17 protein-coding genes, 1 tRNA gene and 1 riboswitch are annotated in these 13914 nt (G+C 67.5%); of the genes, 16 read left to right on the top strand and 2 right to left on the bottom strand.

Annotated features, from left to right (window positions below; translation table 11 throughout):
* Positions 1–254 precede the first annotated feature (254 nt).
* Together BM133_RS05435 and BM133_RS05430 are read left to right on the top strand one after the other, a co-directional pair.
* Complete coding sequence (locus BM133_RS05435; RefSeq protein ID WP_093432165.1) at positions 255–806, top strand: MarR family winged helix-turn-helix transcriptional regulator; 552 nt, start codon at positions 255–257, stop codon at positions 804–806.
* A 79-nt stretch (positions 807–885) separates the two neighbouring features.
* A riboswitch (TPP riboswitch) is annotated at positions 886–993 on the top strand.
* Positions 994–1069: 76 nt separating this feature from the next.
* Complete coding sequence (locus tag BM133_RS05430; RefSeq protein WP_093432164.1) at positions 1070–2407, top strand: purine-cytosine permease family protein; 1338 nt, start codon at positions 1070–1072, stop codon at positions 2405–2407.
* On the opposite strand, the gene thiD is transcribed toward BM133_RS05430, so the two are convergent.
* Positions 2352–3218: a bifunctional hydroxymethylpyrimidine kinase/phosphomethylpyrimidine kinase gene (gene thiD / locus BM133_RS05425; protein WP_093432162.1), complete on the bottom strand. Its 867-nt coding sequence runs from the start codon at positions 3216–3218 to the stop codon at positions 2352–2354. The genes BM133_RS05430 and thiD overlap by 56 nt on opposite strands.
* Positions 3219–3262: 44 nt before the next feature.
* Between thiD and BM133_RS05420 the strand changes: the two genes are divergently transcribed.
* The 13 genes from BM133_RS05420 (at position 3263) to BM133_RS05360 (ending at position 12399) form a co-directional block, all read left to right on the top strand.
* Positions 3263–4363, top strand: a complete 1101-nt coding sequence (locus BM133_RS05420) for an FAD-dependent oxidoreductase (RefSeq protein WP_093432161.1) — start codon at positions 3263–3265, stop codon at positions 4361–4363.
* Positions 4360–4563, top strand: a complete 204-nt coding sequence (gene thiS, locus BM133_RS05415; RefSeq protein WP_093432159.1) for a sulfur carrier protein ThiS — start codon at positions 4360–4362, stop codon at positions 4561–4563. The genes BM133_RS05420 and thiS overlap by 4 nt, the downstream gene beginning before the upstream one ends.
* A gap of 24 nt (positions 4564–4587) precedes the next feature.
* Positions 4588–5409 (top strand): thiazole synthase, encoded by an 822-nt coding sequence (locus tag BM133_RS05410; protein ID WP_093432158.1) that lies wholly within the window; start codon positions 4588–4590, stop codon positions 5407–5409.
* Positions 5406–6350, top strand: a complete 945-nt coding sequence (thiE, locus tag BM133_RS05405) for a thiamine phosphate synthase (RefSeq protein ID WP_093432156.1) — start codon at positions 5406–5408, stop codon at positions 6348–6350. Before BM133_RS05410 ends, thiE begins: the two co-directional genes overlap by 4 nt.
* Positions 6351–6358: 8 nt before the next feature.
* Positions 6359–8521: a TonB-dependent siderophore receptor gene (locus BM133_RS05400; RefSeq protein ID WP_093432155.1), complete on the top strand. Its 2163-nt coding sequence runs from the start codon at positions 6359–6361 to the stop codon at positions 8519–8521.
* An 83-nt stretch (positions 8522–8604) separates the two neighbouring features.
* Positions 8605–8680: transfer RNA gene (locus BM133_RS05395), tRNA-Asn, on the top strand.
* A gap of 134 nt (positions 8681–8814) precedes the next feature.
* A complete protein-coding gene (locus tag BM133_RS05390; RefSeq protein WP_256219059.1) occupies positions 8815–9045 on the top strand; it encodes a hypothetical protein in 231 nt (76 codons plus the stop codon).
* Positions 9046–9336: 291 nt separating this feature from the next.
* Complete coding sequence (locus BM133_RS05385; RefSeq protein ID WP_093432153.1) at positions 9337–9624, top strand: hypothetical protein; 288 nt, start codon at positions 9337–9339, stop codon at positions 9622–9624.
* Between the two features lie 187 nt (positions 9625–9811).
* The gene (locus tag BM133_RS05380; protein ID WP_093432152.1) at positions 9812–10066 is read left to right on the top strand and encodes a hypothetical protein; all 255 of its coding nucleotides are present in this window, start codon (positions 9812–9814) and stop codon (positions 10064–10066) included.
* A gap of 338 nt (positions 10067–10404) precedes the next feature.
* Complete coding sequence (locus tag BM133_RS05375; protein ID WP_093432150.1) at positions 10405–10641, top strand: hypothetical protein; 237 nt, start codon at positions 10405–10407, stop codon at positions 10639–10641.
* A gap of 69 nt (positions 10642–10710) precedes the next feature.
* Entirely contained in the window at positions 10711–11352 is a 642-nt protein-coding gene (locus BM133_RS05370) for a murein hydrolase activator EnvC family protein (RefSeq protein WP_093432148.1), read from the top strand.
* Positions 11353–11438: 86 nt separating this feature from the next.
* Positions 11439–11753: a polysaccharide deacetylase gene (locus BM133_RS05365; RefSeq protein ID WP_093432147.1), complete on the top strand. Its 315-nt coding sequence runs from the start codon at positions 11439–11441 to the stop codon at positions 11751–11753.
* Positions 11754–11997: 244 nt separating this feature from the next.
* Complete coding sequence (locus BM133_RS05360; protein ID WP_093432145.1) at positions 11998–12399, top strand: GreA/GreB family elongation factor; 402 nt, start codon at positions 11998–12000, stop codon at positions 12397–12399.
* Positions 12400–12417: 18 nt separating this feature from the next.
* Here the strand turns inward: BM133_RS05360 and BM133_RS05355 are convergent, their stop codons facing one another.
* A complete protein-coding gene (locus tag BM133_RS05355; RefSeq protein ID WP_093432143.1) occupies positions 12418–12636 on the bottom strand; it encodes a hypothetical protein in 219 nt (72 codons plus the stop codon).
* 316 nt (positions 12637–12952) lie between these two features.
* Here BM133_RS05355 and BM133_RS05350 point away from each other — a divergent pair, with 316 nt between their 5' ends.
* A complete protein-coding gene (locus BM133_RS05350; RefSeq protein ID WP_093432141.1) occupies positions 12953–13843 on the top strand; it encodes a CsgG/HfaB family protein in 891 nt (296 codons plus the stop codon).
* The last annotated feature ends 71 nt before the right edge of the window (positions 13844–13914 follow it).

The raw sequence follows: 13914 nt of genomic DNA, 5'->3' as shown, positions 1-13914 counted from the left end.
TGGAGCTTTCATAGGGAGCGCGCGCCGGGACGATCGAGGCGGAACGGCACAACACCCGGGCCAACATCTGGACTGCGTTGACGTTTCATATATGGAACATCGAACCGTATTTGAAACGTTGACGCATCGTAAAATGAAGCTGTTGATCAATCAACCAAGTGAAACTTCGAATTGACATTCGAAATTTTTCTTCTAGCAAAGTAATAAATAAGTGTGATCACGGACGAAAGTCCGCCTCATCGACGAGACAAGCCATGCAAGACGACGCCCTGACCGAGCGCTCCACCCTCCCATCCGCCGTGCCCACCGATCCGTGGTCGGGACTCAACGAATCGGGCGACAACCTCACCGTCGACAACTTCATCACCACCGTGATGAGCCAGACCGTGAATGCGCTGCGCCGCGTGACGACGCTGCCCTACGCCAGGCGCTTCGGGCTCACGGTGTCGGAGTGGCGCATCCTGTCCCTGATGGCGCATGCGCGCTCGATGCCGTTCGCGGAGCTGGTCGTGCAATCGACCTCGGACAAGGCGCTCGTGAGCCGCACGCTGCGCCTGCTCGAGCAGCGCGGCCTGGTGTCGCTCCAGGCCGAAGGCCCCACGCCGAGAAAGCGGCTCACCTGCAACATCACGCCCGCCGGCCAGGCGCTGCATGCAGAGGTCATTCCGGTCGCGCGCAAGGCGCAGGCATCGATGATCCAACTCATGACGCCGGAGGAGCGCCGCGTGATGTACGTCGCCCTCAAGCGCATTCATCGCCAGTGCCTGGAAGCCGACGCTTCGGCCGGCGAAGACGAAGACAGCTAGGGCAATTCCCGCCGCCGACAGCTCTGGAAGCCGCCGCGGCAGGCTCGTACAATGACGGCCGCTCTGCGCTCAGGCGCGGAGCACACGCTAGGGGTGTCGAACCGGAATCCGTTCCGGGGCTGACTGAGAGAGTCCCTTTGAACCTGACTGAGGTAATCCTCGCGCAGGGAAGCTGGTCCGGCGGCCTGTCACGTTGTCTCGCGTGGCGGCAGCGCTGCCGGAGCCTCGCCCACCTGCCAAACCTTTTGCACTGGAGCAAACGGATGGCACACGACGACGACGACAACGGAATTTCCTCCGGCAACGAGGCGCTGACGCCCTTGCCCGCCTCCCGCCGCGTGTTCGGCTGGACCGACCACGCCTCGCTCTGGTTCAGCCTGGGCGTCGGGCTGCTGGTGATGCAGATCGGCGCCTACCTCGTGCCGGCCGTGGGCACGCGCGACGCGGCGCTGGCCATCGCACTGGGCTCGGTCATCGGTGCCGGCCTCCTGGCCTGGACCGCGCGCCTGGGCTGCGAAACCGGCCTCGCGAGCGCAGGCCTCATGCACGCGACCTACGGCAGCGCCTTCGCGCGGCTGCCGGTGCTGCTCAACATCGTTCAGCTGGTGGGCTGGACCACCTTCGAACTGGTGATCATGCGGGAGGGCACGCAGGCGATCGGCCAGGTCGCCTTCGGTGCATCGCTCGGTAGCTTCTGGGGCGGCATGCTGACCACGCTGCTCTGGGGCGCGGTGCTGCTGGCGCTGCTCGCGGGCTCGATGGTCAAGCTGGTGCGGCGCTTCGTGAGCCGCTTCGGGCTGCCGCTGGTGGTGCTCTCTTTGCTCTGGTTGACCTGGCAGTTCGCCACGCGCCTGCACGCCAAGGGCCTGGACGCCTTCTGGGCGCGCCCCGGCGACGGCAGCATGGGCATGTTCGGCGCACTCGATCTCGTGATCGCGATGCCGGTGTCGTGGCTGCCGCTGGTGGCCGACTACGCGCGCCACGGCAAGCGCAGCGCGGGAGGTCTCGGCAGCGCGTTCAGCGGCACCTGGATCGGCTACGCGCTCGCCAACATCTGGTGCTACGCGCTCGGCGTGATGGTGGTGAGCGTGGCCGAGCCGGGCACGGGCCTGGTCACCGCGCTGCTGCTCGCGCAGGGCGGGCTGGTGGCGCTGGGCCTCATCCTCGTCGACGAACTCGACAACGCGTATGGCGATGTCTATTCGGGCTCGGTCTCCACGCACAGCCTCTTGCCGCGCTGGAGCGTGAAGCGCTGGGGCCTGCTGCTCGCTGCGCTGTGCATCGCGCTCGCGCTGGTGCTGCCGATGCACACGCTGGAGCCCTTCTTGCTGCTGTTGAGCTCGGTGTTCGTGCCGCTCTACGGCGTGATCCTCGGACGGCTCGGCAGCGGCCAGACGCCGGTGCAGGCCGGCACGCGCCAGATCGACTGGGCCGCCGCGCTGATCTGGATCGCGGGCATCGCCGCCTACCACGCGCTTGCCAAATGGGCACCGCAGTTCGGCTCCGCGCTGCCGACGCTGGCAGCGACCTTCGTGCTGGCGTGGATCAGCAGGCCGTCGGCCGCAGGCGATGCATCGGCACTGGCGCAAAGCCGTGGTTGAGCGGACCGTGGCCCGCGCCAATCTTCACATCCGCACCGGCCGCCATCGCGCCGAGGATGTAGGCGCGTGCGCGTTCGACGGCCTCGGGCAGCTTCAGCCCCAGTGCGAGGTGCGCCGCGATGGCGGACGACAGCGTGCAGCCGGTGCCATGCAGGTTGCGGCTCGCGATGCGCTGCGAAGCCAGGCGCTTGCGCGTGCCGTCCGCCTGCAGCAGCACGTCGACCACTTCATTGCCCGGCAGATGGCCGCCCTTGAGCAGCACGGCCTTCGCGCCGAGCGCCAGCAGTTCGTCGGCCGCGCCGTCGAGCGCGTCGATGCCGTCGATGGCATGGCCGATCAGCAACGCGGCTTCATCGAGATTGGGCGTGACCACCACGGCGCGCGGGAAGAGTTCGCGCACCAGCACCTGCACGGTCTCGGAGGCGATCAGGCGATCGCCGCTGGTGGCGACCATTACCGGGTCGAGCACCACGTTCGGCAACTTGTAGTGGTCGATGGCCCAGGCCACCACCTCGACCACCTCGGGCGCATGCAGCATGCCGAGCTTGACCGCGTCGACGCCGATGTCCTCCACCACCGCCTGGATCTGCGCCTTGAGAAAAGCGGGCGGCACGCCGTGGATGCCCGAGACGCCGAGCGTGTTCTGCGCGGTGAGCGCGGTGATGGCCGTCATGCCGTAGCAGCCCAGGGCCGCGAAGGTCTTGAGATCGGCCTGGATGCCGGCGCCGCCGCCGCTGTCGGAGCCTGCGATGGAGAGCACGCGTGCGTAGCGCATGGGCGCTTGCAGCGCGGGGGAAGGTCCTTGGGTCATGCCGAAAATTATCGGCGACGCACGCAGGCTGCGGGAGCGACGACATGAGCGTGCCGTTTCAATCGGCGGCCGTCATCGGCGCGGGCCTCATGGGGCGCCTCGTGGCGGTCACGCTCGCACAGGCAGGCTGCAAGGTCGCGCTGTATGAAGCCGGCACCTCCGAAGCCGAAGGCGCAGCAGCCCGCGTCGCGGCTGCGATGCTCGCGCCGCTGGCCGAATCGGCGGTGGCGCCGGTGTCGGTCGTGCGCATGGGGCACTACGCGCTGTCGCGCTGGCCGGAGCTGCTCGCACCGCTGGCGCAGCCCGTGTTCTTCCAGCGCGAAGGCACGCTGGTGCTGTGGCACCGGCAGGACGCGACCGAAGCCGCGCGGCTGGAACGCGTGCTGGCGCACACCGGCATGCAGGTGCCCGAGCTGGCGCCGATGCAAGCGCTCGACGGCGCAGGCATCGCCGCGCTGGAGCCATCGCTCGGCCAGCGCTTCGCCAAGGGCCTGTTCCTTCCGGGCGAAGGCCAGCTCGACAACCGCGCGCTGCTCGCCTCGCTGCTCGCGACGCTGCAGGCCGACGCGAACGTCACGCTGCACTGGCAATCGCCGCACGTGCCCGAAGACTTCACACCCGGCAAATCCGGCCAGCCCGACTGGGTGATCGATTGCCGCGGCCTCGGTGCCCGTCCGCAATGGAACGCATTGCGCGGCGTGCGTGGCGAGGTGATCCGCGTGCACGCGCCCGAGGTCACGCTGCAGCGGCCGACGAGGCTGGTGCATCCGCGCTATCCGCTCTACATCGCGCCCAAGCCCGGAAACCTGTTCGTGATCGGCGCGACCGAGATCGAGTCGGAGGACATGTCGCCCGCCAGCGTGCGCTCCACGCTCGAACTGCTGAGCGCGGCCTATGCGGTGCACAGCGGTTTCGCCGAGGCACGCATCGTGGAGATCGCCACGCAGTGCCGCCCGACGCTGCCCGACAACCTGCCCGCCATCCGCCAGCCGCAGCCGCGCGTGCTGCAGATCAATGGCCTCTACCGGCACGGCTTCATGATCGCGCCGGCCCTGCTCGACGCGGCGATGGAGTTGCTCGTGCACGGGCACTCGGCACTCGCGCAGGGCTTCGGCATGGCCCCCCCGACATCCGACGACGCATGATGATGAACATCCTGATCAACGACAAGCCCTACACGCTGCCCGACGGGGCCACCCTCCCCGACGCGCTGGCCGCGCTGGAGGCCGTGCCGCCTTTCGCGGTGGCGGTGAACCGCGAGTTCGTGCCGCGCTCGGCCTACGCCGCGCGCGCGCTGCAGCCCGACGACCGCATCGAAGTGATCCGCCCCGTGACGGGCGGCTGAAAAAAGAGATTGGAGACGACACCCATGACCACCCCGAACGACCCGCTGGTTCTCTACGGAGAAACCTTCCAGAGCCGCCTGCTGCTGGGCACCGCGCGCTACCCCTCGCCCGACCTGCTCGAAGCAGCCGTCAAGCGCGCGAAGCCCGCGATGCTGACCGCGTCGCTGCGCCGCCAGACCGCGAGCCAAGGCCCCCAGGGCTCGGGCGGCAACGACACGAGCAACGGTTTCTGGGCGCTGCTGCGCCAGCTCGCCGTGCCGGTGCTGCCCAACACGGCCGGCTGCCACAGCGTGCAGGAGGTGATCGCCACCGCGCAGATGGCGCGCGAGCTCTTCGACACGCCCTGGATCAAGCTCGAACTGATCGGCGACGACTACACGCTGCAGCCCGACACGCTGAACCTGGTCGATGCCGCCTCGCAGTTGATCCGCGACGGCTTCAAGGTGCTGCCCTACTGCACCGAGGACCTCGTGGTGTGCCAGCGGCTGGTCGACGTGGGCTGCCAGGCCGTGATGCCGTGGGCCGCGCCCATCGGCAGCGGCCGCGGGCCGGTCAATCCGTATGCGCTGCAGGTGCTGCGCGAGCGGCTCAACGTGCCGATGCTGGTCGATGCGGGCCTGGGCCTTCCGTCGCACGCCTGCCAGGTGATGGAGTGGGGCTACGACGGCGTGCTGCTCAACACCGCGGTCGCGCTCGCGCAGGAGCCGGTCGCGATGGCCGGCGCCTTTGCCGATGCGGTGCAGGCCGGCCGCACCGCTTACCGCGCCGGCGCGATGGCCGCGCAAGACTCCGCGCAGCCGAGCACCCCAGTGCTCGGCACACCCTTCTGGCACCACACCGCATGAACGCCACGAGCCAAGTGACCGACGCCCGTTCCATCGCCCACGCCATCGTCGCGGCGCACGGGTTGCGCTTCGGCGCCATCACCGCATCGGCCGTGGGTGCCACCACTTTTTCTTCGGACGACGCGGTCTACCGCGGTGCCAAGCAGGCGTGCACGGCGCTCGGCTTCATCGAAGTCGATGCCGAATGCCTCGCGCTTGCCTGGCATGCGCAGACCGAACGCATCGGCCATTTCGACGCCGCCCGATGGCCCGACGCGCCCGCCGACTTCGGCATGCGTTCGTTCCCGCCTGCGTCGCGCGACGACGCCTTCCTGCCCTGCCCCGAACGGCTGGGCCTCTACGCCGTGCTGCCCGATGCGGCATGGGTCGGCCGCATGGCGCGCGCCGGTGTGCCGACGGTGCAACTGCGCTTCAAGTCCGACGATGCGGCGGCCGTCGAGCGCGAAGTGCAGGCGGCCGTCCAGGCCGTACAGGGCACGGGCGCCCTGCTCTTCGTCAACGACCACTGGCAGGTTGCCATCGCCGCGAGCGCCTATGGCATCCACCTCGGCCAGGAAGACCTCGATGCGCTGTCGCCCCATGAACTGCAGCAGCTGCGCGCCTCGGGCCTGCGGCTGGGCGTCAGCACGCACGGCTACGCCGAGATGGTGCGCGCCGATGCGGTGAGCCCCAGCTACATCGCGATGGGCGCGGTCTACCCGACCACGCTCAAGAAGATGGCGACCGCGCCGCAGGGCGTGGCCCGGCTCGCGGCCTATGCGCGCCTCTTGCGCGGCTATCCGCAGGTGGGCATCGGCGGCATCGACGCGGTGCGGCTGCCCGAGGTGCTCGCCACCGGCGTGGGCTCCGTCGCGGTGGTGCGCGCGCTGGTGACGGCCACCGACCCCGAGGCCACGGCCGCGCAATGGATGACGGCCATGGGCGCCGCGAACGGCAACTGAATACATCGATGACTCCACAACGCTTTCCCTCTTCTCCAGCCCTGAAGCCCTCGCCTGTTTCGCATGCCATCGCCATCGTGCTTTTTGCAGCCGCCTGCAGCGCGCACGCGCAGCAGGGCGCGCTCCCCGCGGTCGTCGTCAACCAGGGCCCGGCCGCGCCGCAGGCCGACGTCAGCGGCTTCGGCGACGTGCCGCTGCGCGAACTGCCGCTCTCGGCCACGGTGATCGACAGCAAGCAGCTGAGCGCCAGCGGTGCGCGCCGGCTCGCCGACCTCACGCAGTTCGATTCGTCGGTCACCGACGCCTACAACTCCGCCGGCTACTGGGACTACCTGACGGTGCGCGGCTTCGTGCTGGACAACCGCTTCAACTACCGGCGCGAAGGCCTGCCGATCAGCGCCGAGACATCGATCCCGCTCGACAACAAGGAGCGCGTGGAGATCCTGCGCGGCACCAGCGGCATCCAGGCCGGCACCAGCGCGCCGGGCGGGCTTGTCAACTACGTCGTGAAGCGCCCCACCGAACAGGACCTGCGCACGGTGGGCATCGAGACCGCGAGCCGCGGCAGCGTGCTCGGCGCGCTCGACCTGGGCGGGCGCTTCGGCGAAGACCGCCAGTTCGGCTACCGGCTCAACGTGGCGAGCGAAAACCTGAAGCCGCTCACCCACGACCTGGACGGCAACCGCAACATGTTCTCGCTGGCGGCCGACTGGCGCATCACGCGCGACTCGGTGCTGGAGTTCGAGGTCGAGCAAAGCAGGAAGACCCAGCCCAGCCAGAACGGCTACAGCCTGCTCGGGAGCGTGCTGCCCGCGCCGGTCGATCCGCGCATCAACCTGAACAACCAGCCGTGGTCGCAGCCCTCGGTGTTCAAGGCGCTGACCGGCACGGTGCGCTTCAGCCAGGCGCTGAACGCCGACTGGCGCTGGAGCGCGCAGATCGGCCAGCAGCGCCTCAAAAGCGACGACCGCCTGGCCTACGCCTTCGGCTGCGGCGCGGAGGGCAACTACGACCGCTACTGTTCGGACGGCACCTTCGACGTCTACGACTTCCGCAGCGAGAACGAACGCCGCACGCAGACCGCGGGCAGCATCAATCTCAAGGGCAACGTGATGACCGGCAGCGTGCGCCACGAACTGGGCTTCGGCCTCTTGCAAAGCCGCGTGCGCAACCGCTTCCAGAACCAGGCCTACAACTATGCGGGCACCGGCAACATCTGGGCCACGGCCATGGTGCCGCCGAGCCCCGACGCCACCACGCCGCAGACCAACCGCGACGAGCGCTCGACCGAGCTCTCGGTGCAGGACGCGATCCGCTGGAACGACCGCTTCACCACCTGGCTCGGCGCGCGCCACACGCGCATGGACCGCAGCAGCATCGGCAACGACGGCTCGAACCCGACGGGCTACAAGCAGGGTGTGACCACGCCGTGGATCGCCGCGAGCTACGCCATCCAGCCGGGCCTCCTGGCTTATGCGAGTTGGGGCAAGGGCGTCGAGTCGCAGGTCGTGCCGAACCGCAGCGACCAGTACAGCAACGCGGGCCAGGCACTGCCCGCGCTGAAGTCGCGCCAGTGGGAACTGGGCATCAAGGGCGGCAACGATGCGTTCAACTGGCAGCTCGCATGGTTCGATATCCAGCGTCCGATGACCAACCTGGATGCGTGCAACCGCTTGGGGCTCACGCCGTGCGAGGCGAAGTACGACGGCCGCGCCGTGCACCGCGGCCTCGAAGCCGGCGCGCAGTGGACCGAAGGCCCCTGGCGCATCGGCGGCAGCATGACGCTGATGGATGCCAAGCGCCGCGGCAGCACCGTCGAACCCGCCAGCAACGGACAGTGGCCGACCAACGTGCCCAAGCAGGTGCTGCGTGCGCAGGCGGCGTATCGGGTGCCATCGGTGCCGGGTCTCGAAGTGGCGGGCCAGCTGTCGCACGAAGGGCGTCGCAACGTGCTCGCCGACGGCTCGATCACGCTGCCCTCGTGGACGCGCGTCGATGCGGTGCTGCGCTACGACACGAAACTGCGCGGCGTGAACACGAGCTGGACACTGGCCATCGACAACCTGTTAGACCGCCGCTACTGGAAGGAATCGCCCTACCAGTTCGGCCACGTCTACCTGTTCCCCGGCGCGCCTCGAACGCTGCGCCTGGGCCTGAGCGTCGCGCTGTGAAGATGCACGAGCGAAAGTTTTTGGTGCAAAAGTTTCGAGGCCTTGAGAAGGCCCAAAAAACCACGCTATAATTTGAGGCTTGTTCCTCGATAGCTCAGTTGGTAGAGCGCCGGACTGTTAATCCGTAGGTCCCTGGTTCGAGCCCAGGTCGAGGAGCCACTACAAGCCGCAAGGCAACTGGATGCCCCGCTACTCAAAAGGTAGCGGGGCATTTTCAATTGTGGGTCGATATTGGAAGCTTCCAATACCCAGTACTCGGGGGTCACCTCTTGAAGGCCGCACCGCGCGGCCCCATGATCGTTCCGGACCATCAATATCTCGACACACTCATGCCTACTTCACCCGAATCTCGCGCCATCGCGAAGCTCGCATGGGAAGCCGCGTGGGAGCGGCTCGGCAACGCTCTGCGTCCGCCGGAGGGTTACCCCGAGCCAACCCCGGAGGAACTCGCGCAGTGCTACTGGAATGCGCAATCGCGACTGGACGAAGTGCGCGTCGCGTTCAACGTCCAACCGCCGCAGTGACTCTGCATTGCTGCTCCACTTCGCCGCATTGCGGTCTGCGTCGATGAGTCGGATGGTTCGCCTGAACTCTCGCCGGGGATGACGAAAGCGCGTCGAATCGGACGTGATCGAGCCAGCCAAAAAAGATGGATGGCAGCCAATGTTGCTCACCGAGCCACGCTTCGCGAGCGCAATCAGATGAGCGCCCGCGCCAGCGCGGCATGCGCTTCGACAAGGCGTGCGCGCTGGCCCCGGATACACGCGCTTGCGCATTCAGACCTCGTTCAGGTCCGCAATGCACATTTCGCCGCCATGACCCTCAAGAACGGGAAGCGCACCATCGTCGCCGATACCCTTGCAGCGGTGCCGAAGGGCCCCGGTCCCGAGAACCAGTTCATCCAGTTGCGCCCGGCATTGCACGGACGTGAGGTGGATGTGTTGAAAGCGGTCGCAGCGCTGCCAGCGGAAATCCGCACGCCCAGTGCGGCGGCGTCCGAACTCGTTCGCAGGGGGATTGGCATTCCCTACTCGACGGTGGGTTCGATCCTCCGACGACTGGAGCGAAAAGGCGCGCTGCGCCTGGGGCGCGTCAAGCCTTGAAGTCCTCTCTCTTGGTCCAGCGGCGACGCTCGATACGGACGCCGAACCGAGTACAAGCGGTTTCAAACAAACGCAACCTGGTGTGACGTAAAGTTCGTTGATTCGAGGCTTGTTACGAACGGCCGGATTCGCCCCCCCGCGCAGCAGCCACTAGACTGGCACCTCGTCCACTGAATCGAGGTCTTGAATGAAAAGCACGAGTCAATACGAATTCAGCCTGCCTCTTTGCAACGAAGAGCAGCAGTTCCAGGTCCAGAAAGCGCTCATGTTCCCCGGTGCGATCACGACAGCCACGGTCGATCGCACCTTCGGCGCGGCCGGCGTGATCGTGCAGGCCAGCTTCACGCCGGCGCAGTCCCTCGGGCTCATGCATGCAGAAATCATTTCGCGCATCGCCCCCCTGGGTCTCGTGCCGATGCGGGTCCCTTCCGTTGCGGCCTGATCGGGAAACCGGACAAGCCTTTCGCGGTTCCTGAATGCCTCGCCGCTCGAACGGCGGCGAGGCATTTTTCAATAGGGCCGCCTGCTCCGGCGTTCCGATCATGGACAGCACCGGCACGCTGTCCGGGTCGCTCAGTGACTTCGGCGCGCATGAGCAGCCGCTGGCGCTCTCGGCTTCGAACACCTCAAGGCCATCGCCCGGGTCATCTGGCCATTGCCCGGCGGCGCGCCTGGGTTGCAATCGGCACGGGGGAAATTCCTACCTGCAATTCCCCAAGACGACTATCCATCGACCTGCGGGGACTCGTCAGACTCCGGCCACCGAAGGAGACGAAGCGGATGACCAGAAGCGAGTTCAAGGCGCTGTCCAGGCGCGCCCGGTTGCGAGAAACCCCCTCTCGCGATGCCGCATACATGGTTCTGGTCGGTGGTGTGCGCCCCGGCGTCGCGGCGCGGGAAGTCGGCACGAGCCCCCAGGCGCTGACCAATATTCTTCGCAAGTTGAGAGACGCGATGGACGAGCCCGCCCATCGCGGCCGCCCACACGCCATCGCAGACCTGCACATCCGGAAATGAGGCACAACCTCACGGCCTGAACGCGGCTGCGCAGCGATTCGGCCAGCAGATTCCAATACAGTCCTGACCATGCATTCCAAGCCGCAAGCTGAACCCGGATTTCCGAACCTCCCCGCACCCCGATCACTCATCCCTCGCCGGATCGCACTCGCCCTCGCCTCGGGCGCACTGGGCGTCCTGCTCATCGGCTGCGCCACCAAGCCGGCCCCGGCGCCCGCACCCAGGAAACCGGCAAGCACCAAGCCGGCGCCCTCCGCCCGCAACGACGCCCGCCCCGCACCGGATCGCCGTGCGCGAAGCAGCGAGCCGGCGCCCGCAACACCGTCGGCCCCCGTGGCCAAGGCGGAGCGAAATTTCCTCCGCCCGTCGAGTGGCACCGTCATCAAGCGATTCGATGGCCGCAACAGCAAGGGCGTCGACTTCGCGGGATCGGAGGGCGATCCCGTCGTCGCCGCGCGCGACGGCAAGGTCGTCTATTCGGCCGTGGGCCCACGTGGCTATGGCCAGCTCGTCATGATCAAGCACGACGCGGTCTTCGTGACCGCCTACGCACACAACAGCAAGCTGCTGGTCAAGGAAGGACAGTCCGTCAAGCGCGGCCAGGTGATCGCGCACATGGGCCGCACCGAGGCCGATCGCGTCAAGCTGCACTTCGAGTTGCGCAGGAACGGCAACGCGGTCGATCCCGTTCCGTACTTCGTGTCCGACTAGGGCCCTTTTCAGGCATCGATCCGGTCGCTTTGGCGCAACTTCAAACCGGTTGAATCCAGACCGGTTGCTTCCGCGTAGACACTTGCATGGCAAGTACGAACGAAGAATGCAAGACGACGCCGCGCCCGGGTTTCGAGGGCATCTGCGCGCACTTCAACGTGCCCGCGAAGAAGGGCGCCCGCGTCAGTTTCCAGGGCCAGCCGGGAACGGTCACCACCGCCCGGGGCTTGACGGTGCGCGTTCGCCTCGATGGAATGTCCTGGTCCCGCCCCTACTTGCCGGACGAGCTGCAGTGGCTCGACGAGACGCCGAAGGCGAAAGAGGATGGCGCCTCGTCGTGCACGGCGCACGCACCGAAGACCCCCGCGCTTATCGGCAAGGCGCGTGAGGCCATTGCTTGACGGACCTCATCGCCTCCCTACACTCGAGCGATGGTCCCCTCGCCCGCGTCCCGCCAACATCCTGCATGCGCAGCCCTGCCTTGGGCAGCGGCTCGCCGCCGCACGGATGTCGTTGCGGCGATTTCGGCAGTGTTCCGACGCACTTGCGCACTTTCCTGAGCCCGGTGGTCCGCTACTTTTCCTGATGCGCAAACCATAGACCGCCGGGCACCGCTTCCGCGCGTTCCATTGGAGTGCTTCATTCATGCTTGCAACGATTCACGGAGAGCGCACGCTCACCGAACTGGACTTCGTCCGTCTTCAGAAACTGACGGGCAATCACCCTCCCCCGGCGCTCGCCGACCTTCTGGACATGGCGGACGTTCTTGCGTCGCGGGAGGTGCCTGCGGACATCGTCACGATGTACACGCAGGTCGAAATCGAAGACCTGCCCACGCGCCAGCGGCAGAAGCTGGTCGTCTGCTACCCGGACGATGCGCAACCGAACGCCGGCTTCATCTCGGTGCTGTCGCCCGCGGGCATCGGGCTGCTCGGCCTGAAGGCCGGGGCAACGGCACGCTGGCGCATGCCGGGCGGCCAGGAGAGCGCCGCGCGCGTGGTGGCGGTGCTCTTCCAGCCCGAGGCCAGCGGCGACTACACGACCTGACGGATTTGACGGTCGAGGTCAGTGCTGGACGACGGGGGTGCGGCCTTTCGCGCTGTCGATGGTCGCGCTGACGGAGCTGGTGTTGACGGCCAGGGCCACCAGGATGGAGCCGACGAAGGAGGGATCGGAAGCGCCGCTGAAATTCGAGGCGCCGGCGATGGCCAGGGCCTGCGCGACTTGTTGACGGGTCAGTTCCGCTGCTGCTTCGCCAACGACATTCTTCTTGGTGGTTGCCATCTGAAAACTCCTCGTGTTGAAGGCCCGACTGTAACTGCGCCGCACCGGGCGCCGGACCATCTCCCTGCGCCTTCCGGGGAGCCTTGAGACCGCCTGTCCGCGGGTGCGCGCTGGGTCATGATCCCGCCCGCTTCGCTGCGCGCGGACCATGACTTTCGGCACTGGCATGCCGATGCGCCAGGTCGTATCGTCGCGCGGTCGCTGGCGGCGCGACGAATCGGGGGAGGTCATACAGGCCACGCGGTCCCACTTCGGTACCCGATGAGTGGCGCTTCCCGGCGGGGCGCTTCTTCATTCCTTACCTGTTGATCCGGACATGGCTTCTTCCAAATTTTCTTTCGCAAGCGCCAGCGCGCTTGCCGGCGCGCTGGTTCTCTCCGGCTGCGCGACCACCGACATGCAAATGGGCAGCCAGTCGGCCAAGACCGTGGCCACCGGCAGCGCCGCCGGTTCGGCCACCGCCGGTGAAAGCAGCGCGCTCGAACGCTGCGATTCGCCGCTGGGCACCGTCTCCCTCATCGAGAACGTCAACGCCGGCTGGTACACCGTCCTCACCGGCGAATACAAGCTCCCGCCGACGGCCAACCTGCTGCGCCTCTTGGTGCAGCAATCGAACTGCTTCGTGGTGGTCGAGCGCGGCGCGGCCGGCATGAACGCCATGACGCGCGAGCGCGCGCTCATGCAGTCGGGCGAAATGCGCGGCGGCAGCAACTTCGGCCGCGGCCAGATGGTGGCTTCCGACTACGGCCTGTCGCCCGAGATCGTGTTCAGCAACAACGACGCCGGCGGCCTCGGTGGCGCGCTGGGCGGCCTGGTGGGCGGCGGCCGTGGCCGCGCCATCGCCAGCATCGGCGCGAGCCTGCAGACCAAGGAAGCCAGCGCGCTCCTGACCCTCATCGACAACCGCTCGGGCGTGCAGGTCGCGGCCGCCGAAGGCAGCGCCTCCAAGACCGACTTCGCGGGCTTCGCCGGCCTGGGCGGCCACTCGGGCGCGGGCGGCATCGGCGGCTACACGCGCACGCCGCAGGGCAAGGTGATTGCGGCGGCCTTCATGGACGCCTTCAACCAGATGGTCCGGTCGCTGCGCAACTACAAGGCGCAGACGGTGCGCGGCCAGGGCTTGGGCGGCGGCGGCCGTTTGGGTGTGGATGGCGGCGCTGCACCGTCGCAAACCTCGGCACCAGCCGCCCGCAACCGGCGCAAGTAAGCGCGCAAGTCCGTCGGACCCGGTCTGAATTTCGCCCGGGTTCACAATTCACCCCTCTGGAGGTGAACACG

The sequence above is a fragment of the Variovorax sp. 770b2 genome (genome assembly GCF_900115685.1).
Taxonomy (GTDB): Bacteria; Pseudomonadota; Gammaproteobacteria; order Burkholderiales; family Burkholderiaceae_C; genus Variovorax.
The sequence above is the reverse complement of the archived record's forward strand: the minus strand, read 5'-3'. Positions and strand labels throughout refer to the sequence as shown.